The sequence below is a fragment of the Bacillus salipaludis genome (assembly GCF_030938565.1).
Lineage (GTDB): Bacteria > Bacillota > Bacilli > Bacillales > Cytobacillaceae > Neobacillus > Neobacillus salipaludis_A.
The window spans coordinates 66,769-87,371 of record NZ_JAVGVR010000001.1; the positions used below are offsets into that span (position 1 = coordinate 66,769).

General features: G+C 37.5%; 19 protein-coding genes. 6 read left to right on the plus strand and 13 right to left on the minus strand.

Annotation, left to right across the window (positions count from 1 at the left end):
* Positions 1 to 213: 213 nt before the first annotated feature.
* The 9 genes from RCG21_RS00325 to RCG21_RS00365 all read right to left on the minus strand — a co-directional run bounded on the left by RCG21_RS00325 (position 214) and on the right by RCG21_RS00365 (position 10,262).
* The gene (locus RCG21_RS00325) at positions 214 to 2,022 is read right to left on the minus strand and encodes a sigma-54 interaction domain-containing protein (protein WP_308912662.1); all 1,809 of its coding nucleotides are present in this window, start codon (positions 2,020 to 2,022) and stop codon (positions 214 to 216) included.
* Positions 2,023 to 2,268: 246 nt separating this feature from the next.
* Positions 2,269 to 3,711, minus strand: a complete 1,443-nt coding sequence (locus RCG21_RS00330) for an aldehyde dehydrogenase family protein (protein WP_308912663.1) — start codon at positions 3,709 to 3,711, stop codon at positions 2,269 to 2,271.
* Positions 3,712 to 3,826: 115 nt separating this feature from the next.
* A complete protein-coding gene (locus RCG21_RS00335) occupies positions 3,827 to 5,779 on the minus strand; it encodes an oxidoreductase (protein ID WP_308912664.1) in 1,953 nt (650 codons plus the stop codon).
* A 3-nt stretch (positions 5,780 to 5,782) separates the two neighbouring features.
* On the minus strand, positions 5,783 to 6,523 hold the full coding sequence (locus tag RCG21_RS00340; protein ID WP_133333147.1) for a (Fe-S)-binding protein: 741 nt from the start codon (positions 6,521 to 6,523) through the stop codon (positions 5,783 to 5,785).
* The gene (locus tag RCG21_RS00345; RefSeq protein WP_308912665.1) at positions 6,523 to 7,242 is read right to left on the minus strand and encodes a 4Fe-4S dicluster domain-containing protein; all 720 of its coding nucleotides are present in this window, start codon (positions 7,240 to 7,242) and stop codon (positions 6,523 to 6,525) included. The genes RCG21_RS00340 and RCG21_RS00345 overlap by 1 nt, the downstream gene beginning before the upstream one ends.
* A complete protein-coding gene (locus RCG21_RS00350) occupies positions 7,134 to 7,790 on the minus strand; it encodes a hypothetical protein (RefSeq protein WP_308912666.1) in 657 nt (218 codons plus the stop codon). Before RCG21_RS00350 ends, RCG21_RS00345 begins: the two co-directional genes overlap by 109 nt.
* A gap of 11 nt (positions 7,791 to 7,801) precedes the next feature.
* Positions 7,802 to 8,644, minus strand: coding sequence for an adenine nucleotide alpha hydrolase family protein (locus RCG21_RS00355; RefSeq protein WP_133333145.1), 843 nt, complete (start codon positions 8,642 to 8,644; stop codon positions 7,802 to 7,804).
* The gene (locus RCG21_RS00360) at positions 8,637 to 9,653 is read right to left on the minus strand and encodes an electron transfer flavoprotein subunit alpha/FixB family protein (protein WP_133333144.1); all 1,017 of its coding nucleotides are present in this window, start codon (positions 9,651 to 9,653) and stop codon (positions 8,637 to 8,639) included. The genes RCG21_RS00355 and RCG21_RS00360 overlap by 8 nt, the downstream gene beginning before the upstream one ends.
* A gap of 318 nt (positions 9,654 to 9,971) precedes the next feature.
* The gene (locus tag RCG21_RS00365; RefSeq protein WP_133333143.1) at positions 9,972 to 10,262 is read right to left on the minus strand and encodes an SAV0927 family protein; all 291 of its coding nucleotides are present in this window, start codon (positions 10,260 to 10,262) and stop codon (positions 9,972 to 9,974) included.
* A 378-nt stretch (positions 10,263 to 10,640) separates the two neighbouring features.
* On the opposite strand from RCG21_RS00365, the gene RCG21_RS00370 reads away from it, so the two are divergent.
* Positions 10,641 to 10,991, plus strand: coding sequence for a EutQ-related cupin domain-containing protein (locus RCG21_RS00370; protein WP_133333142.1), 351 nt, complete (start codon positions 10,641 to 10,643; stop codon positions 10,989 to 10,991).
* Positions 10,992 to 10,993: 2 nt separating this feature from the next.
* Positions 10,994 to 11,590 carry an NAD(P)H oxidoreductase gene (locus tag RCG21_RS00375; RefSeq protein ID WP_133333141.1) on the plus strand — a complete coding sequence of 199 codons (597 nt, stop codon included), beginning with the start codon at positions 10,994 to 10,996 and terminating at the stop codon, positions 11,588 to 11,590.
* A gap of 181 nt (positions 11,591 to 11,771) precedes the next feature.
* On the opposite strand, the gene RCG21_RS00380 is transcribed toward RCG21_RS00375, so the two are convergent.
* The 3 genes from RCG21_RS00380 to RCG21_RS00390 all read right to left on the minus strand — a co-directional run bounded on the left by RCG21_RS00380 (position 11,772) and on the right by RCG21_RS00390 (position 14,924).
* Positions 11,772 to 13,193 (minus strand): purine-cytosine permease family protein, encoded by a 1,422-nt coding sequence (locus RCG21_RS00380; protein WP_165976173.1) that lies wholly within the window; start codon positions 13,191 to 13,193, stop codon positions 11,772 to 11,774.
* Complete coding sequence (locus RCG21_RS00385; RefSeq protein WP_133333139.1) at positions 13,190 to 13,399, minus strand: hypothetical protein; 210 nt, start codon at positions 13,397 to 13,399, stop codon at positions 13,190 to 13,192. The genes RCG21_RS00380 and RCG21_RS00385 overlap by 4 nt, the downstream gene beginning before the upstream one ends.
* A gap of 145 nt (positions 13,400 to 13,544) precedes the next feature.
* On the minus strand, positions 13,545 to 14,924 hold the full coding sequence (locus RCG21_RS00390; protein ID WP_133333138.1) for a purine-cytosine permease family protein: 1,380 nt from the start codon (positions 14,922 to 14,924) through the stop codon (positions 13,545 to 13,547).
* Positions 14,925 to 16,083: 1,159 nt separating this feature from the next.
* Here RCG21_RS00390 and RCG21_RS00395 point away from each other — a divergent pair.
* The 4 genes from RCG21_RS00395 to RCG21_RS00410 all read left to right on the plus strand — a co-directional run bounded on the left by RCG21_RS00395 (position 16,084) and on the right by RCG21_RS00410 (position 19,525).
* Entirely contained in the window at positions 16,084 to 16,860 is a 777-nt protein-coding gene (locus RCG21_RS00395; protein WP_308912667.1) for a diguanylate cyclase domain-containing protein, read from the plus strand.
* Positions 16,861 to 17,199: 339 nt separating this feature from the next.
* Complete coding sequence (locus tag RCG21_RS00400; protein WP_308912668.1) at positions 17,200 to 18,150, plus strand: isopenicillin N synthase family dioxygenase; 951 nt, start codon at positions 17,200 to 17,202, stop codon at positions 18,148 to 18,150.
* A gap of 901 nt (positions 18,151 to 19,051) precedes the next feature.
* Positions 19,052 to 19,270: a DUF1659 domain-containing protein gene (locus RCG21_RS00405; protein ID WP_133333135.1), complete on the plus strand. Its 219-nt coding sequence runs from the start codon at positions 19,052 to 19,054 to the stop codon at positions 19,268 to 19,270.
* 36 nt (positions 19,271 to 19,306) lie between these two features.
* Positions 19,307 to 19,525 (plus strand): DUF2922 domain-containing protein, encoded by a 219-nt coding sequence (locus RCG21_RS00410; RefSeq protein WP_133333134.1) that lies wholly within the window; start codon positions 19,307 to 19,309, stop codon positions 19,523 to 19,525.
* A 269-nt stretch (positions 19,526 to 19,794) separates the two neighbouring features.
* On the opposite strand, the gene RCG21_RS00415 is transcribed toward RCG21_RS00410, so the two are convergent.
* Entirely contained in the window at positions 19,795 to 20,592 is a 798-nt protein-coding gene (locus RCG21_RS00415; RefSeq protein ID WP_308912669.1) for a sialidase family protein, read from the minus strand.
* Positions 20,593 to 20,603: the final 11 nt, after the last annotated feature.

Sequence of the window (20,603 nt, forward strand, 5' to 3'; positions counted from 1 at the left end):
TATTAAGCATCTATTGATGCAATAAAGGTTCGATATACTAATAGATGATGATATCATTTACGGAACCTGCCATCGCTTTATTCATGTCAACCACAAAGTGGACTTAAAAAAATGAATTACATTCTACAATGAACAATCGATGCAAAATGTGTTCAACCAAACTTACCCTTGCTATACTCCTATATTTGGAGGTCACTGATAAACAATCCCTTTTTACAAGCCGGAAAACTCTTCTTCATTACTTAAATTTAAATTATATTTATGTGTTTTCCGAATAATTGTCGTCTGATTCACTTCTAGTATTCTAGCCATTTTACGGGAGGTTTTGTACTTTTCCTGTGCCCTTTTTAGAAGCTGACGTTCCGTTTCTTCCACAGCTATTTTTAGCGGAAGAATACCAGATACGGTTACCCTTGGCGTTGTTTTCTCCTGCGTTTTTACAATATAAGAGGGTAAATCGATTTCATAAATCACTGCTCCCCTGGCAGTCACGATTAATTGTTCGATAAGGTTTTCAAGCTCCCTCACATTCCCGCCCCACTCATAGCCATTTAAAAGATTGATTGCCTCGTCGTCGATCATAATAGAGTGTTCATACTTATCATTAAACTTTTTAAGAAAATATTCTATTAGCAAGGTTATATCTTCTACACGCTCGCGTAAAGGTGGTACGGTGATTGGAACCACATAAAGCCGATAGTACAGATCCTCTCGGAAAAGATTATCCTTTACTCTCTGCTTGAGATTTTTATTGGTTGCAGAAATAATCCGGATGTCCACTTTTATTTCCTTGGTGCCACCAACCGGGATGAAGGTTTTTTCCTGTACGAGCTGCAAAAGCTTGACTTGCAGGTCCATTGGTAGTTCCCCTATTTCGTCTAAAAACAAAGTCCCCCCATCCGCTTGTTTTACTAGGCCGATTTTCCCGCTTTTGTTAGCCCCTGTAAAAGATCCGGGCTCGTACCCGAATAATTCCGCCTCAATTAAGGAAGGAGATATAGCACCACAGTTTATTTGTACAAAATTCCAATCATATCTTCTGCTTTTATCGTGGATAAGGCGAGCCAATAAATTCTTTCCCACTCCTGATTCCCCTTCAATTAACACAGAAGAATCAGTTGGGGACACCTTTTCAATAAGTTCAATAATAGAGAACATTTTTTCGGAACGCGTATTCAGCCTTTCCAAAAGGGGATTTGATTGAAAATCAGATAGTAATTGTTTTTGACGATCAATAACAGAATTGGCATAAGCAATTTGATTGCGCAACTTGACAAGTTCCGATATATCTCTCGAATTAATAATAATGAGACTAATCTCTCCTTTATCATTAAAAACCGGCTTTCCAGTAGCCAAAACCGTTGTTCCATTGGTATAAGTCTGCTGGCGAGACACTATTTTCTTGGTTTTAATCACTTCAAGACTAACGGAGTTTTCAACGAGACCTTGGTTAACAAGTTCCCTAACGTTCTTTCCTATAAAGAGTTCCGGTGGGAAACCCGTAATTTTTTTAGAAATTTCACTGACGAATAATGTGTTTCCTTGTCCATCAGTGACAAAAATTTCATCATAGGAGGAATCAAGGATGCATTTTAACTGATTGACCTGCTGACGAAGTGAATCCATCTCTCTATTTAATAAATCAACATTATTTAGGAGAGAATTATTATGCTGGCGTAGGGCGGTAGTTTCAATTTCCAAGCTGCTATATACCCTATATACATCCAGAGAATCCCGCAAAATAAAGTACTCCACATCAGGATTCGTGCCTGCTTCAGAAATAAGCACTTCCTCATTTTCAATCATGATAAAACGATCGTTAAAACAGCCACTTATTTCGGATTCCCAGCCTTTTACCGCGACATGTTTCCAAAAGCTCATTTCATCTACGATCCCCTGAACCCCTTCTTGGCTATCTACAAGGATATAAAGAAAATTTGACACATCTAGGAATTGCTTTAAGTTTTTACAAAGTTGTCCCTTGAAGGTACGTAATGGTAAAGCAGTTTTAAATTTAATCATCCAATACCACCATTAGAAAGTTTTTTTAAAATAAAATTCCTTATCGCCCATTTCATTTAACTAATCAGATTTTTCTGTTAACTGAACACAATTTGCATCTTTATTCTAACATAATTATCACAACATTACTAATATTAATAATTTTCAATATACTTTAAAATAAATGATCTCTATCTGCACAAAAAAGAGATTGTTATCCAATCTCTAAATTATGATGTTCATAACTTACATCGATATTTTGGTCAACTATAATTGATCAACATATATGGTTTTCACTTGAGTATAAAACTCAATGGCAGTTTTCCCTTGTTCTCTCGGTCCATAACTGGAATTTTTCACCCCTCCAAATGGCACTTGCGGCTCAGCACCTGTGGTTTCTGAATTCACATGAACCATACCTACTTCTATCTCATCAATAAATTCTTGGGCTAGGCTAAGATTATTCGTACAAAGGGATGCACTAAGTCCAAATTCTGTATCGTTTGCAAACCGGATGGCCTCGTGATAGTCCTTTGCTTTTAAAAGTACAATGACAGGTCCAAAAATCTCTTCTCGAGCAATACGCGCTTCTTGAGAATCAATTTCAAATATGGTCGGCTGTATATAAAAGCCTTGCTGAAGATTTGGATTTTGCAGTGTTTCTCCCCCGTAAAGTAATAATCCTTCCTGTTTTCCTGCTTTAATTAATGAAAGTACTGTTTCTTGCTGTGAATGGGAAACACACGGTCCCATAAAGGTATCTTTTTCTAAGGGATTTCCTACTTTAAGTGACATTGTCTGTTCGATTAATCTAGTCCGAAATTCGTCATAAATTTTTTCTTCTATGATGACTCGACTGGTAGCAGTACATTTCTGACCCGTTGATAGAAATCCTCCTTTAATGGCTAGGTCAACCGCCTTGTCAATATTTGCATCTGCCAACACAATTAATGGGTTTTTCCCGCCCATTTCTAATTGCACTTTTTTCCCAGTGCTAATAGCCAGTTCCTTAATCCCATTTCCAACTTTATTTGATCCGGTAAAAGATATTGCTTTAATATCAGGATTTTTGACAAGCTCCGTTCCAATGACCCTACCACTTCCAAACACGCAGTTAATGACTCCCGGTGGTATGCCTGCTTCATGAAATGCACTTATTACATGATAAACCGATTTAGGCGTCAGGTCGGCAGATTTCATCACGACTGTGTTTCCGTAAATGAGAGCAGGTGCCAGCTTCCATACCGGTATAGCTATTGGGAAATTCCAAGAAGTAATCAATCCAACAGGTCCTAATGGTATTCTCTTAGTATAAATCAGTGTTTTCTCATTGGATGAAGGAATTACACTGCCAATCGATTGGGCAGATTCTCCCGCGAAAAATTCCAGAATACTTATAGCTCGCTGTGTTTCTCCTATACCTTCAGCTATTGTTTTTCCTTCTTCTAACGTTAAGTCATAACCTATTTCTTCTACTTTATCTTTCAAAATTGCTGCTGCTGCCAATAGATAGGATGCCCGTTGCTTATAAGATAGGCTTTTCCATAATGAAAAAGCACCTTTTGCTGAGGCAATCGCCCTCTGCGCATCTTCTACTGAACTAGCAGGAAATTCCCCCAGTTCCCGGCCATCAATTGGACTTGAATTTGTATTGTAAGATCCGGAAAATGGTTCTACCCACTCGCCATTAATGTAATTTAAATAACGCATACATTTTACTCCTTTACATACTTTCTATATGATTCAGTTACATTAAACTATTAATCTATCCAATTTTAATTTATAAGATTCGTTATTCCCCATGAGAATGGGGCTTCTCATTTGTCTATAAATTAGCGGCTACTTCAAATCCTTCAAGAATTGCTTCTTCAACCGTTCGAGGCAACATGCAATCCCCAATACGATGAAGACTTGGTACGGATCCCTTTAATTGATAATAAATGTCTACAACTTGTTGGTTTCCTGTGGCAAGCACCAGCGTATCTACTTGATTCCTTACCAACATTTGCCCAGTATAAATGTTTTCAAATGTAATATTTGCTGCTTCTACCCTATGAAGATTGTATTGTGGTGTCATTTTCACTTCTAATAAATGCAGTTTGGACAGCATCACATCTCGTACATACTGTTGAAGACCATATCCAACTTGATAACAAGCACTGATTAACTCCACTTCATGTCCTTGCTCAGCTAAATATATAGCTACACCTATACCTGGCATGTCACCTTTCCAATCAGCTACAATAACCTTTTTTCCAACCGGTTCTTTTTTCATCAACACATCCCAAGCCGTTATTACGCTTGGAAGATGAATACCGGAAACATTCGGAATATAGGGGGTTGCTCCAGTTGCCACGATCACTTCATCAGGCTGATGCGAGAGAATTAATTCTTTGGTTACATTCGTATTTGTTTTTACAACAACACGGTGATAGGCCAGCTCACGCTTTAGATTAGCTACCAGCTCCCCAAACTCTTCACGTCCAGGTATTTTGCGTGCTAATTTCACCTGTCCCCCCAATTCTTCTTCTTTCTCAAATAAAGTAACTTTATGGCCTCTTTCCGCTGCAATAACAGCTGCTTTCATCCCCGATGGACCTCCGCCAATAACAATTACCGTTTTGATATTTTTGGCCTTTGACATATGAGCGAATTGCAACTCTCTGCCGGTAACGGGATTTTGAATACACGTTATGGGTAAATCATTATGCATATGTCCAATACACCCTTGGTTGCACCCAATACAATACCGAATTTTCTCCATCTCTTCCCTCATTGCCTTATTAGGCATGTGAGGGTCACAAATAAGAGAACGGGTCATTCCCACCATATCTGCCTGCCCGCTTTCCAAAACCTTTTCACCCATGACAGGATCATTGATTCTTGAATTCACGAATACAGGTGTAGATAATAATTCCCTCATCTTCCCTGAATAAGCTGAAAAATGTGCTGGAGGGACAGGGGATGGCGGCGCAATAAAAATAGAGCTCATAAGTGTGGCAGAGCTTCCTCCGGTTAAGTTAAAGTAGTCTAATCCTCCAATTTCCTTTTCGATATACACCAGTATTTCTTTTACCTCCTCAAAAGTAGAACCATTTGTCTCATAATCATCTACACTCACACGCATACCAACTGCTATTTCACTTCCTACTTTTTGCCGAATACCCTCAATGATTTCTTTTAAGAAACGCAGCCGATTTTCAAATGATCCACCATATTGATCGGTTCGCAGGTTAAGTCTCGAAGACCAAAATTGGCTGATAAGATAACCATGTGAAGCGACAATTTCTACCCCGTCCAGTCCGCCTTTTTTTACCCTTTCCGCCGTTTCCACATAACCATTTATAATCTCTTGTATTTCTTCTACTTCTAGTTCCTTGGGCATTACCCGAAATCGATCATTTGGAATCGAAGAAGGGGCTACTGCTATGGCCCCCCCTGAAGGGAATACTTCTCTTCCCGGATGGAATAGTTGGACAAACATTTTAGTTCCATGGGGATGAACAGCTTCTGCTAATTTTTTATAATAAGGGAGCATCTCATCCGTATAAGCCATAATCGTATGCGAGGTAAACGCAGCCGTCCAATGGACAGCATTTGCCTCTATTACAATTAACCCAGCGCCTCCCTTTGCTCTTTCTTCGTGATAGGCAATGAATTGGTCGGTAGGTAAGTTATCTTTAACAAAAGTGGTCATGTGCCCAGTACTCAATATCCTATTTTTAATCCAGTGTGGACCAATTTTTATCGGTGTGAACAGATACTTAAATTGAGACATAGGTTAATCTCCCTTCGTTACTAGTTCATTTACAATTTCAGCAATATCTTTTGAAACCATGTTTGTTTTGCCATCTTGTTGAAGTAATCCAAGCGCTTCTTCCATCATGCTAAAGCAAAATGGACAAGAGGTAACCGTCATACTCCCCCCGGTTTGGACTGCTTCTTCCGCACGGATTGTATTGATTTTTTTTCCGCAGCTGGGTGATTGGAACATTGCAGCTCCACCAGCACCACAGCACATGGATTGTTTTTTATTTTTGTCCATCTCTTTAAGCTCGTAACCAAGCATTTCTAAAATGTCCCTTGGCTCGTCAAATACCCCGTTTTGTCTTCCTAGGTAGCAAGGGTCATGGTAGGTAATTAACTCACGATTTTGCTTATCAGGAATTTTTATTCTCCCTTGTTCGATCAGTTGATAAATAAATGTTGTATAATGCATTACTTTATAATCGCCACCAAGCTGCGGGTATTCATTTTTAAACATATTGAAGCAATGCGGACAGGTTGTAACAATGGAATCCACCTTATGTTTTTTCAAGGTTTTTATATTTGTAAATGCTAACTCTTGAAACAAAGCTTCATCTCCTGCACGTCGAGCCATGTCTCCTGTACAACGCTCCTCTGCACCTAAGGTTGCAAAATCGACATCAGCTTTTTTTAAAATATCAACAAATGCTCTGGCAATGCTTTGCAAACGTACATCATATGCTGTTGCGCATCCTACCCAAAACAATACTTCCATTAGATAATCTCCTCCTGTATCACTTCGTTATCTTCTCTATCTAACTGCGGAACTTGCAGCCCCTCGCTCCATCGACTTCTTTCAGACCAAGGTTTTCCCCAGATGTTTTGCTGTTCCTCAACATTTAAAAGCATATTCTCAACCTGTTTCCCCATAACAGACTCGCTAATTAACCCTCTTCTCATTGACATAATGAGATCAACATGATTAATTGCAACCGGACAAGCTTCCTCACAGGCACTACAGGTCGTACAGGACTGCAACTCTTCAGCAGAGATAAAGGAAGCAACTTCTCTTTCTTTTGCCATATTATCTCGAATCTTTAGTACGATCGATCTTGGAGATAGTGGCTTGCCACTTATATTTGCTGGGCACTGAGAATCACAACGCCCGCATTCTGTGCAAGCATCGGTACTTAACAATTGCCAGGTAGTAAAGTCTTTAATTTTGGTAACGCTTTGAATATTATTTAGGTCTGTAACGATTTGTCCTGTTTTTTTCATCTCATATTCAGGATTTCTCAACATTCCTGTACGGTGGATTGGTTGAAAAAAGATATTGATTGGAGCCATGATGATATGGAATAGTTTTGTATAAGGTATTAGTGCAATTAATAAAAAAGCGAGTAATGCATGAGAGAACCAAAATACTCCATATAATCCCGATAATCCCTGATTGTTTTGGAACAGTTTAGCCAGAGCATATCCAACAGGGACCACCCCCCATATTCAACCTTGGTCTCTGCAATTCTAATGCCTTCAACCATAAAGCCCCCAATTCCGATAAAAACGAGCAGCCACAAAAATGCATTATCGGCAAAACCATTTTTAAGACGGGGTCTCTTCTTCTTTGAACGAATCCAAATGGCCATCAACAAACCAGCAATGAAAAGTACACCAAATACATCCAAAAAAAGTTCATAAAAAAGATAGAAGTTCCCTCGTAAGATCGGAATGTGGAAATCATAATCAACCACTACTAAGCAGGTACCAATAAACAAAATAACGAATCCATAACTCGTAAATCGATGCATGAGTCCAAAAAACTTATCCCGTTTAATTTTTTCCTGTTTGACAGTCATAGTAAGAAAAATTTTTATATTATCTCTTACATCTTCCCACTTTACCTTCACCTTTCTCCCCTGTTTCCACAATCGATAGCGGCGGTAAAAGCCGTATAGAAAAATACAAATAGCGAACGAAGCAAAAACATATAGTGAAATTTTTAATCCTGAAGAAATGTTCCAAAAAGTGTGTCTTGCAACCATTGATTCCCCACCTACTCTTTCAACCATTGTTCTACTTTTCTAGCAATAAAATGAATATGCTCAGGAGTAGGAACACTTTTAGTCTTCGCTGAACTTTTTTCATTTTGATTTTTTGTAATCCCTGCGACACTCAACATCCGATGTTGGGCTAAAAAATCCGTAGGAACTTCAAGATAGCGGATCACCGGTTGTTTCTCTGAAATTTTTATCCGTTTATTTTTAACCGTTGCACTTTGAATCGGACCTGCCCTCTTGGTTATGATTTCAACTGATTTATTCCCATGGATTCGAGATATGTACCTTAATGGTGTGACCGATCGCTCCACACCGATTAGGGCTGGGAGTTTGATAGTGAAAGTATGCAGTGTACTCCTGCCTTCCTTACATTGAACACCCCATGTATCATCACCGAGTTCGGAATCAATTGAATACACCCTGGAAATGTAAGGTATATTTAAATATCTAGCTAAAAGGATGGGAGTTGTACCTCTTTGCATGTCTTCACTTTCTGAACCGCAAAGAATTACATCATAGTGACTCTCTTTTAGCTCTTCATAAATGTATGGAGCCATATCCGTTGAATGTTGATCACCTTCAGGAACATGAACAACTTTGCAGACATCGATTGGGAATTTTTTAATACGGTGCAAGGAGACTTCTCTTCCTTCTTCTACCATTAATAACACGGTAATATGTGCAGGTTGTTTCTCCTTGTAATTACATGCCCATTGCAGTGCATGTAAATCTTGTTTATTAAAGTTATCAGACAAATACTTAAGTTTTTGATTTTGATAATCCCACTTGATTGATATGGAATCAAACACAGATCTTACAAGAACTACGAAATTAAGCATATGCTTCCTGATACCGCCTTTCCATTTCAAAAGATTCAACAAGCATTTTAACCCCTTCTCTGAAATCCCCTACGATTCCGATGTCACAGCGATTGAAAATTGGAGCTGAGGCATCATCATTTATCGCGATTACATTTTTAACTCCTCTTATTCCTTCAAGATGTTGTGTTGAGCCCGAAATTCCGATTGCGATATAAATGTCAGCCTCTATATTGCTTCCACTTGCGCCAATTCTATTTTCCCTAGGAATTAACCCCAATTCATCCGCCACTTTACTTCCCCCTATAGGTGCGTTCAGAATTTCTGCCAGTTTCATAATCAGATTAAGTTCCTCCTGGTTACAACCGCTTACCCCTCTTCCAATCCCAATGACACAACGGGCTTCTGTAATTTTAAGTTCTTCTAGTGACATTTTCGACGATTTAACAAATTTGATTTTACGATCATTTTCAAACTTAAAATGGATACCTTTTAGTCTTGGTCTTTGACCATTTTCCTTTTCACCGTATAAGATTGCTTGATCGATTGTGACATATTGGAAGTTTATTTCTGGACTTAATGTAATCCATTCTTGGATTTTCTCGTTGTATAAGCTTCTCCTAACCATATAGTTTTTTGGGCCATCGCCAATCTGTTTAACTTCTAAGACCTTTATACTAATATCTGATTTATGTTTATCAGATAGACTTGTAGCAATATCGTGATAGAGATAACCAGATGAGAATAAACACATTCCCTGAATCGCGGATAATTCTTGGTAAATTCTTTCAAATGCTTGAATATGAGCTTCCACAAGGTGCCATTGTTCTTCCTCAAGCTTTACATGATAAACTTCGTCAAAGGGAAGTTCTAATAATGTTTTTTCTTCTAGTCCAGAATGTACTACGATCGCCAGGAAACGGGAATGTTCTAGTTGTGCAATTTTTTTGGCAAAATGATAAAGCCCCCATGTTTTTTCATTTATCACCTTTCCACTCTGAATTGGTACATAACAAATGATATGATTCATAAACTGCCTCACCTCTTACACATATACTTGCAAAAAATATGCCAACAAAATATCAGCTTTAGATAAAACAACTTCTAATCAAACAAATTTGTCATTGAGGCAAAAACGCATCAAAAAACCATTAAAAAAGAATTTTGTGGGAAGTTTCAACAAAAAAATCGAACACAAAAAGAATCGTATTGAGTCTTTTTGTGTTCGATTTTTTTCAGAATGTTTTTTGACCATAAAATTCCCCTACCAGGTTGACATAAGAGACTATCAAAAGAAATTCTCTTTTTCAGCTCCTTGAAGGAGATTAAATAAATCTTTTTTAAGTAGTTAAAATTTTTCTAGTAATTGATTCTTATCTAAAACCAAAGATAGTAAGTTTCGAAACTCCTCAATGTCTTCTTCTTTAATATCAAGCTTACGCGCCCAGTAATCTTCATCGGAAATGTCATTATAATTTAACATGACCATTTGCCCATTTTGAATGGAAATAGCCATTGCTTTCCCGAAGTACATTTCTGAATGCATAAAAACAAGATCATATCTATGATTCGTTGATGCGAGACAATAATAGCGAATTAAATGATTGGCTGTTTCCTCTAAAAGATTTTCTAATAACATAAAACGGATCCCCTTCCAAAATTGGATTATGGCAAAACAAAAACTTATACAAAATATATGCAACTAACATGCCAACAAATTTTCATCTTTTTTACAAAGAAAAACATCACAAAAGGGATTATTCGAACCTAAACTGCATCAAGATGAAACAATTTAGATTCGAACTTCTATTTTTTTGGCTGTGTTATAGAACATTGTTGACTTTTAAACAAAGTTGATTGGAGCGGAAATCAACAACCAAGATTAACAGAGCCATTTTTTTAAAAATAATACCCATTCTTACAATAAGTTGAAACTCCTTTCTATTAAAAGTTGGCATATATTTTGCATTTAAATAAGGTGTAAAATAAATCATGATGTAAAGGAGAAATCAGTCAAATGAAGAAATTAGTTAGTTTATTAAAAGGAAATGAAACCGAATTTGAAAATGTACCAGGTGCTCAAGGCGATTTAGCCATCTTCTCAAGAAATCTATCCGGGCTATCTACAACCATTGGAAGTGGATTTAAACATCTAAAGAAAGCTACAATTGATTGGGAATTGAAATACGATGAAGTGGTCTATGTGATTTCTGGTGAAATGTTTATCATTGAAGGTGATCGCAAAATGGAGGCAAAAGAGGGCGACTTATATTTTTTAAATGAAGGCGCAAAAGTCACATATGGAACAGATAGTGAGGTGAGATTTTTATACTCTTTATATCCTATAAATTGGAGAGAAATCAACTAACGATGAATGTATTATCAGTCTTAAGTCACCCGCGAGAAGATTCACTTACTTTTGCTGTTGCAAGATCATTTAATGAAGGCCTCGTAAATGCCGGCCACAATCCCGAGGTTTTGGATTTGTATCGGGAAAATTTCGATCCGCGATTATTTCAAGCGGATGAGCCTGACTGGAACGATCCTAATAAACAATACTCTGTCGCTGTGGAACATGAAATGAATAGATTGAGGCGTAATGATGCAATATCTATTATTTTCCCAGTGTGGTGGTATAATTTACCTGCTATCACAAAAGGTTGGATTGATAGGGTTTGGAACCATGGCTTTGCTTATGGTGGAGGACGAAAAATGGAGCAGAACAAAATATTATGGATTGCCTTAGCAGGTGAATCAGAAAGCAGCTTTAAAAAAAGGAAATATGATAAATTACTAGAACATCATCTAAACATCGGGATAGCGGGTTATTGTGGTATTGCAGATTCCGAGGTAAAGATCATCTATAATACCTTCGGTGAAGGAATCCATGAAGATGGAATCGATTCTGCCCATGTATTCTATCAAAATATCCTTCAACAAGCCTATGATCTAGGGAAAGAGTTTTAATTCATTTCTGCTAATCAAAGAAAAATAAAGCCAGAGAGTTTTAGAATGGAGCTCTCTGGCTTTATTTATATAGGCTATATTTACAGTGAACTTTTAGAGATTTTTTAAGATATCTTTCTTAGATTAATTTATTAATGATAGGATTTCGGAATTTCAACCGTGAAACAGTGCTTTTTCCACCCTATAGGTAATCACCTTTTTTAGAAGGTATCACAATGATTTTAGTTAGAAGGAAGTAACAAAGTCCAGATAATATGATCACTGGAATTGATGCACTGGTATATTTAAAGAAAGATGCAGATTTATAGGTGATGGGGTCAAGTAAATAAATATATGCAAAAAATCCGATTATACACGAAATAAATGCTGCAACATTAACTCCTTTCCAAAAATAATATTTAGATTCCTTTCCATTCATATATAACTGATTTAGAGAAATTCTTTGTTTTCTTAAAAGAAAGTAATCTGTGATTTGAATTCCAATTATTGGAGCAAATACAACTCCAAGAAATGCAAGGAACGAAGGAATTGAATTTAAAAATTGGTCGGCAAAAAATACACATATAATCGCGACAGGTAATAGAACAATTAGGGTAGTTTGATTCCAGGACGTTTTCTTTTCAATCCATTTTATTTGCCTTAAACCAATTCCAGTTGTGTATGCTCCTACAATCGCAGTTCCTATATTCGCCAATGCTAAAAATAGTAATGCAATAATACCGAACCCTATTCCACCGACTTCTACAAACCATTTAGTAGGGTCATAGTTTCCAGTTGCAAGCGCTGAATAGAGGCCGATTAGACTGATAACACCAGTTGGTAATCCCATTCCAAGCATGGTGGGCCATAACGTTTTTCCGGAACTTGGGACCATTCGAACAATGCCTCCCATATAAGGCCACCACGACAGAACACTCGCAACTAAGATCTCAAAACCAGCCGTGTAATCCCATAGGCGGTCACCCGAAGAGGCAAGGGGTTTTGCGTGAAAAATCTTAGTAATTCCAACTGTGCTGATTAATTTATACATGATTAATATTCCGGTTAAACCTACCAGCAGGCTAATAATAAGTGAGGTATTTTTAACTGCAGCAGATCCGCCACGTAATGAAATCCAACTAATAGAAATGGCTACAAGGGAACTAATGGCTGTGACGATTTGTTGTGAGGTTGAATGAAGTAAGCCGGTGGCCAAAAGAACCTCACTTACAGCTTTTCCAAATAGAATGATTAATAAGCAATTCCAGCCAACAATGGATGCATACTGCAGAAGAATTGCAAATACCGATCCTTTTTGACCAAAAATAGGTTTACTGGAAGCAATATTTTCTACTCCATATTTAACACTTACCGGAACTGTTGCAAGAACAACAAAAAACATCCCTACTAAACAACCTGCAATCATTGCCAATGTTCCCATTGTAGCATTAAGGTAATAGGCAACATAGCCGCCAATGGAGTAGCTCCATGCTGCAACTCCGGCACTTAAAGCTACTCCGGCTAGTCCCCAGGAGGTCCAAGTCCGTTTATTTTTCGGTAATGGCCAGCTTCCTTGGGCTACTTCCTGCGAAATAGATAATTCAATATTTTTTCCTGCTTTCATAAGAACCATCCCCCAATCATCAGTAAAGCAGGAATCACTATTCCAACAACAAAAAGGAAAATGTATTCCTTCTTATTGAAGTCCAAACCAAGATTAGATTCATCTGACATTTCATTGAGAATATGTTGCAGGTCCATTGATAATTGTTGGTCCATAAGGAAATGGTCGTTTACTATTTTCATTTCATCCTTAGTCATGTTATTCATTTTCCATCCCTCCTTAATTGAAATTTGTAAGGGCCTTCATCTAAATCACATATTTCGGATAAAATTTTCAAATTGTAATTCCTGACCGAAAAGATTATTTTGATTATTCAGATAATTGATTATATTGAAGGATAAATCATAGAAATTATCCTTCAATATTCGATTTAACCAACTTTAAATTCATTTGATTTAATTTGAGTTTCATTGGATAGTAATAGAGTATTCCAGGTAAAAAGATCCCTACAATCCAGGTTATATCGGCACCATCCAAAGCATTTGCGATAGGTCCCTTATACATGGAGGTGTGCATAAATGGAATCTCAATCATAACAACAAACAGGTAAACGATTAAACTGATCCAATTATATTTCCCATATATCCCATTTACATCAAAGATATCTTTTACGCTGTACTCACCTTTACGTAAGAAATAATAATCTGTTAGGTTGATTGAACTCCATGGAAGTAAAAAATAAGCCAGCCAAATCATAAATTCTGTATAGTATGCCTGCAGATTATTTTGTACTCCGATCGCAATTGCAGTTCCTAGAAAAGCCGCTACAAATAGAAGCCATGCTCGGAGCTTTGGCGTTATGCGCAGGTCAACAAATGATACGAGTGTTGTCGTGATTGACATAAATGTCCCATAAATATTCAGCACATTTAGTGCAACGATTCCTAAAATAAGAGCCAATACTACGATCACAGAGAAATTGGAACCAAACATGTTAGCAAAGTGCAAAGTAGAATTATTCATGAAATCAGGTATAGCCAATGTCAAAAGAACCCCCAGAGTCATCATCCAAACGGCCCCAATTACACTTCCAAAATAAGTGTACCAAAACGTCTTTGAAGTTGATGTTTTGCTAGGAAGATATCGGGAATAATCTGCAACATATGGTCCAAAACCCACTTGCCAGGTTACAATGATGCTCAAAAATAGCATAAAAGGGACAAAGTGAAAATCACCCATGGACCAGCTGCCCGCTGGCACTCCAATTGTTAGGACTAATATCGTTGCAATACCAAATAAAATCGTTGAGAGAAAACTTAAGTACTTTTCTAATGAATGAATAAAATCATATCCCAAAATACCGAAAATCAGCGTAATCACACTGAGTCCTACTAATGACCAATTCATTGGTATCGGTGTTACTGCACTAAGTCCTTCTGCTCCAAGCAGAGCGACTGCACTAAAGAAACCAATATACATTAGAATAACAACAATCAATGGTATGACGGCACCTTTTACACCAAATTGTGCACGACTTTGGATCATTTGCGGAATTCCCAGTTTTGGACCTTGTGCTGAATGAGAGGCCATGAAAATACCGCCTATCCCATTTCCCGCAAGTATTGCCACAACACTCCAAAAGAGATTTAGACCCATTGTGACTGCAAGAGCACCAGTAACAAGTGTCATTAATTGCATATTTGCACTAAACCACATTGTGATTAAGCTTTTAGCATTGCCATGCCTCTCATTCTCAGGAATAAATTCAATGCTTCGTTTTTCAATGTTCATATACTACACCTCTCGTTTATAGTGATTGAAAATTAAAGCGCTTTCTAAATTTTAAAAACCACTTCCAAAAGCCCCTTGTTTCTATTCCATTTTAACTTGTTTGGAGATAACGATATTGAGGATAAATCTTCTAAGAGGTTTGCTATTTGTTCCTTTCTTAAATTCCAAAAATTGTTGAAATAGCTTATAACCAGACCCTAAATTTTCCAAAATTTTTAATAGTTTGATTTTATACCTTTTGATTGATTATAAACCATATACCATTCTGACATCACCTCCCTTTTTTTATAAATGCAAGAATTATGCCATATTAAGTACTGAAAAAAGGGCCCATTCATAGAATAGTTTTTAAAATACTCATTTCAGATTGAACACATTTCGCATCATTGTAATGTGTAATTCGTAGAAAGTGTAAATGATTGTTTACTTTTCACACGAATCTATCATTGAACTTTTTTTACATCGAATGATGCAAAAGTGATTCGTTTTATCCTAATTGCTGTTTAATTTAACTTTTTATTTTTGAAACTTTTCTGCTTAGGTCTTGCATTCGGACTCTCTACCGGCAATTTCCCGCTTGTCCTATCCGAATAACCCTTACATTCCATTCCGACAATCTCTCTGAAACTGCTACGGCTTCTTGGAAAAAATTTAATGGCTTTATTATGCGGAAATATATGAAATGTGGATTAGCCAACCAAATGGTTACAACCATCACCTTTCTTTATGAATCGACAGCTGCCGACGCTTATTTTTTTAATCAAATGTTTGATTAAAACTGGGACAAAGCCTTTTGGAAAACGAACATCGTCTAGTTTCCGTGGAAATAATTTGTCGATTATTTCGTTTAACTTTTCCCGATTACTCTTCCAAACGATCAAAAAATGACATAATAGCACAAAAAAGGTTCTTCGTTAACGACTCTTTCCGTCTATATATTCATCTTGATTGCTCAGAAAAAAATAAATAAGCTGCCGAAGCAGCTTAAATTTGTCAATAAGAAAGTTGGCAAAAGTGGATATTAGAGAAAATGTTGAACGGGAGTTATCTAACTAAACAGGATTTTGAGTGAGTTTTTTTTACCAGAAAACATCATTTGAAGTACTCATATAGATTTAGTAATCTGTTAATGAAATGTACTAAATTGGAGTTGACTTATTTGGAAATAAGAAAAAATAAATATTTAAATTGGTCATATAAAATCATTTTTATCTTAATAGGTTTACTGGTTTTAAAAGTTTCTGAATTTAACATTTTATTTAGGATGATCCATTGGTTTTGGAAAATACCGGTGGTTGGAACGGAAGAGCTCATTGGTACGATTAGCACTACATTAATCTTTATGCCCTTCCTCTTTATTGTAATGAAACAAAGGATTCGATTAGAGGGGGCAGAAGAAAAATTTAAAGCCCTATCCTATTATGATCAGTTGACGGGACTGTCAAATCGGAGATATTTTGAAGAGAATTTGACTCATTCACTGATCGATTTAGGAAAAGAAAATAAAACGGGTGTTGTCTTATTTTTAGATTTTGATGGATTTAAACAGGTCAACGATAATCATGGACATGAAGTGGGTGATCTTTTATTAAAGGAAATGGGAAATCGACTTTTGGACTGCATACGCAAAGAGGATACGATTTCACGTTATGCCGGTGACGAGTTCGTGATCTTTTTACCAGACACGGACAAACCTGCTGTTATAAACATTGTTAAAAGAATCCTTGAGGAGATGAATAAGCCTATTACCATCAATAAGATTCAAATCAAGACTTCTACAAGTATTGGTTTAGCCTTTTTTCCGGAACATGGAACAGATACGATAACATTAATAAGAAACGCTGATGTAGCCATGTATAAAGCTAAATCACTGAAAAAAAACAGTTATTATTTGTATGATCAGGGTGCTCATGAAGCTAAAGCAAAGAGTTGTTAATGGGTTTCATTTGCCGAAACAATTTCCAATTCCAAATGGATCCCCCTGATGTTAAACAAAAGCTCTCAATGGTAAAAGTAAATGGCATCTGGAAAGCATATAATTATTCCTGGTAAACCTATATCAATAAAAAAATAGACTAGGCTAGCTCTCCCTACTTTAGGGAGGGCTGTTTTTTGTAGAGGAGGTCCGGATCCTTCGTGACGCTGGCCTTACGTCGCGAGAACCGTCCCATGGTCCTGGTTTTCCCAATAATTTTTCTATTGTGTTTACCTAAATGGTATGTTAATTTTATATAGTTTTGAAGCGCTTACAATATAGATAGGAGACAAATAGAAGATGACAAATCTAATGATTCGTACCTTAGACTTAAAGCAATACACCCACGGGAATTCAAAGCAACGCGCTGCATTTGCAGAAGAATTTGCTGCAGGTTTAAAAGAAACAGGCTTTATCATTTTAGAGGGCCACGGGGTTGACCCTAAGCTAATTGAAAAAAACTATGAGCTATGGAAAACGTTATTCAATCTAGATGTTGATATAAAAAAACAATATGAAGGTATTAATGGAGGTCAACGTGGATACACAGGTTTTGGAAAAGAGCATGCGAAAAACCGTACAGTTGGCGATTTAAAAGAGTTCTGGCATGTTGGACAAGAATTACCTGTCGGCCATCCTCTAACCAGTCAATATCCTGCCAACATTTGGCCAGCGGAAGTTCCTGAACTGAAGCAATTTGCTGTAAACTTTTACAGTGAATTAGAGCGTGTGGCACGTAATATGCTCGAAGCACTTGCGATGCATTTTGATCTTCGCCCTAACTTCTTTGCGGATATGATTAAGGATGGAAATAGTATCCTTCGCACCATTCATTATCCTCCATTAGAGGAATTGATGGATCCAAATGCCATTCGTGCAGCCGAGCATGAAGATATTAACCTTATTACGTTATTAGTGGAATCCACTGCTTCAGGACTAGAACTGTTAACACGTGAAGGAGACTGGATGCCAGTCAAAGCGAAGCCAGGACAAATTATTGTCGATGCTGGAGATATGTTATCTCGTATTACAAATGAGGTAATCCCAGCCACAACGCATCGTGTCGTGAACCCTGAAGGAGAAAACACAGCTCGTTATTCCATGCCTTTCTTTGTCCATCCATATAGCACTTGCTTATTAGAAACCATTCCAGCTTGTATTTCTGAAGAAAATCCAGAAAGATATCCTGCCATTACAGCTGGTGACTTTCTGTATGAAAGATTGGTTGAGATTGGCTTAATCAAGAAATAAGGTACTGGATTAAAGCTTAAATACTTTTGAAATGATTAAAGGCAACTACCACAAAACGGTAGTTGCCTCATTTATTAATGATTGAAAAAACCGCATTTACTTATGGTACGGTTCGGGGCAAAATACCCTAAACTTCTAAATCTCCCCCCAAGTAAGGAAATAATCCAGAACTTTACGGGCATTTCTCTGCTTTATCTGCTTTAAATGCGAGTTTATCTGCGATTCCGAGGAATTTATCTGCGTAAATACAACATTTATCTTGTACCGAAGCATTTTATCTGCGAACCGAAGAAAGCTAAGAATCTTTTAAAAATAAAAGCATTTGAAAGGAACACTTCTATTAATCTATTTTATTCATTTCTTGGATCAAAAAAGCCGCTAGAACCGTTGCCATGGCCATGCTCATATGTCCCCCCATAACGGATCAAAATTTCTGCCACGAAATCTAAATAAGAAGAATTTCATACACCCTTCCTGAATAAACATACTAAATCAGACAAATCTCGACCCTTTTCACGAAACATATTGTTAATCAAACGTTTAATTAAAACCGCAACAAAGCCTTTTAAAAAACAAACTTTATCCCCTTTTCAAGAAAATTTTTTGTCGATAAAAATGTTCTGTTCTCTCTATTTATCGAATAAGCTAGCAAAACTAGTGATCTTTTTACAATCTTTTACTTATTCCACAAAAACCATTTCCAATCAAACGTTTGATTAGAATCGAATTTTACCTTGTTAAATAAGGATTTCATTATTTTTTCCAGTAAGGAATTTGTCGAAGGTTGCTTTCACTGAAAGACAAATCTTAGCCGACACCAGGTTAATTTTTATTTTCCAAGACCCTGTCCTTTTCTTTCATTTTTCTTTATATAGAAGGTGTAAGGAGGAGGTGAGAAACAATGGCACAGGCACGATTAACTACGACGAAGCTTCGTATCGTATTTGAAACAGGCGTGGACGGTGAAGGAAATCCAATTTTACGATCCAAGACCTTCAGCAATGTCAAAAAAGACGCTACTGCGGACCAGCTTTATCAAGCAGCACAAGCCATCTTTGTATTATGCAACGATACGCTTTACCGCATCGAGAAAAACGACAGTTCCGATTTATTAGTCTAGTAAGCAATTATTTTTTGAGGACTGGAGGTGAGGAGTTTGGCTAAAACATTGGAATTACAATTCGTAACAGCTACCGGTAAAATTGCCCGAATTACCGTTGATAACCCAAAGGAACCGATTGATGAAGCCGTTGTAAAGCAATCAATGGATCAAATCGTGAGTTCCGGAGCTTTCTATACAGGAAGTGGCGATCTTGTTTCAGCAAAAGGAGCAAGAATCGTGGAACGTAATGTAACAGATTATGAGCTTGTTTAAGGTGAAACTTCAATCAGTGGGGTCTTTTTCCCACTGATTGTTAGTTAAACCAATCGGGCTTTTACGGACAGTTGACCCCCGCTTATCTGAATGTCCGTCAAATTCTTAAGTTGGGGTCTTACTGTCCGTTAATGCGGGATAAAAGTGAGAGGCCGGATTCTTCGTGAAGCCGGTCTCCTTTTATACCACAGGGACGGTTCTCTTGGTCTACTTTATTCATCTCGTGGACTAAAAAAGCCGGCAGAACCGTCCCCATGGTCCCCAAAAATTCACTCTAAATTCGCTTTAACAAAGGAAATATCATCCAAAAGCAATTTCGCACCATTTTCATCCATCTTTTTGCCTTCTTGTGCTTTCACTTCGTTCTCGAGAGCCTTCAGACCGTTCAGAACGGTGCCTTTGTCATCCTGCTTAGACTGAATGTGCTGAACTTTTGACGTTAAACTGTTCAAAATTCCTTCATCTGTCACCCAGCCTTTATTCTTCGCGACAGCCAGGAATTCATCCAGATAACCGATATCAAAGGATACATGGAGCGTACTTGTCTTCACTGCTTCATTTCCAGCAACATCCATTGCTTTCACTTGAAGCGTATGATCGCCCGCCTTAAGGGATAGCGGCTCGATATGAATCGGATTCTCGACTTCTTTCCCATCCAAAGTCATTTGAACGTCAGCCACTCCGCTTATTGGATCCGTCACTGTAACTGGAATATTGGCTTCATCTGTCTGGTTTACGGTCAGAGAGTCCTTAAGATCAATCACAGGCGGGGTGGAATCCTCTTTCGTTACATCATAGAGCGAGAAGGAGGTGAATAAAATCGACCCTGCGTTATCTTCATATAACAGACCGATTTTCCCATCCTGTAGAACGGTTAAAGCTGAATAAGCATAGCCGCCCGGTTTTACCAGCATGGAAGATTTCCATGTCTTCCCTTCATCTTCACTTACACGTACCGTCCCGTTTACCCTGCCGGAAGTACTTGCCGGATTCGCCCAGATGACACGGTTTTTACCGTCTCCCAGATCAGGATAATTGATAACCGTTGACTGGCAATAAGGGTCCAACAGGGTTTGAT

Coding starts and splice junctions, on each gene's coding strand:
- RCG21_RS00325 (WP_308912662.1), bottom strand. CDS start 2,022: ATGATTAAATTTAAAACTGCTTTACCATTACGTACCTTCAAGGGACAA.
- RCG21_RS00380 (WP_165976173.1), bottom strand. CDS start 13,193: ATGAAAGCAGGAAAAAATATTGAATTATCTATTTCGCAGGAAGTAGCC.
- RCG21_RS00330 (WP_308912663.1), bottom strand. CDS start 3,711: ATGCGTTATTTAAATTACATTAATGGCGAGTGGGTAGAACCATTTTCC.
- RCG21_RS00370 (WP_133333142.1), top strand. CDS start 10,641: ATGAAGAAATTAGTTAGTTTATTAAAAGGAAATGAAACCGAATTTGAA.
- RCG21_RS00350 (WP_308912666.1), bottom strand. CDS start 7,790: ATGGTTGCAAGACACACTTTTTGGAACATTTCTTCAGGATTAAAAATT.
- RCG21_RS00340 (WP_133333147.1), bottom strand. CDS start 6,523: ATGGAAGTATTGTTTTGGGTAGGATGCGCAACAGCATATGATGTACGT.
- RCG21_RS00390 (WP_133333138.1), bottom strand. CDS start 14,924: ATGAACATTGAAAAACGAAGCATTGAATTTATTCCTGAGAATGAGAGG.
- RCG21_RS00365 (WP_133333143.1), bottom strand. CDS start 10,262: ATGTTATTAGAAAATCTTTTAGAGGAAACAGCCAATCATTTAATTCGC.
- RCG21_RS00405 (WP_133333135.1), top strand. CDS start 19,052: ATGGCACAGGCACGATTAACTACGACGAAGCTTCGTATCGTATTTGAA.
- RCG21_RS00375 (WP_133333141.1), top strand. CDS start 10,994: ATGAATGTATTATCAGTCTTAAGTCACCCGCGAGAAGATTCACTTACT.
- RCG21_RS00360 (WP_133333144.1), bottom strand. CDS start 9,653: ATGAATCATATCATTTGTTATGTACCAATTCAGAGTGGAAAGGTGATA.
- RCG21_RS00355 (WP_133333145.1), bottom strand. CDS start 8,644: ATGCTTAATTTCGTAGTTCTTGTAAGATCTGTGTTTGATTCCATATCA.
- RCG21_RS00385 (WP_133333139.1), bottom strand. CDS start 13,399: ATGAATAACATGACTAAGGATGAAATGAAAATAGTAAACGACCATTTC.
- RCG21_RS00335 (WP_308912664.1), bottom strand. CDS start 5,779: ATGTCTCAATTTAAGTATCTGTTCACACCGATAAAAATTGGTCCACAC.
- RCG21_RS00400 (WP_308912668.1), top strand. CDS start 17,200: ATGACAAATCTAATGATTCGTACCTTAGACTTAAAGCAATACACCCAC.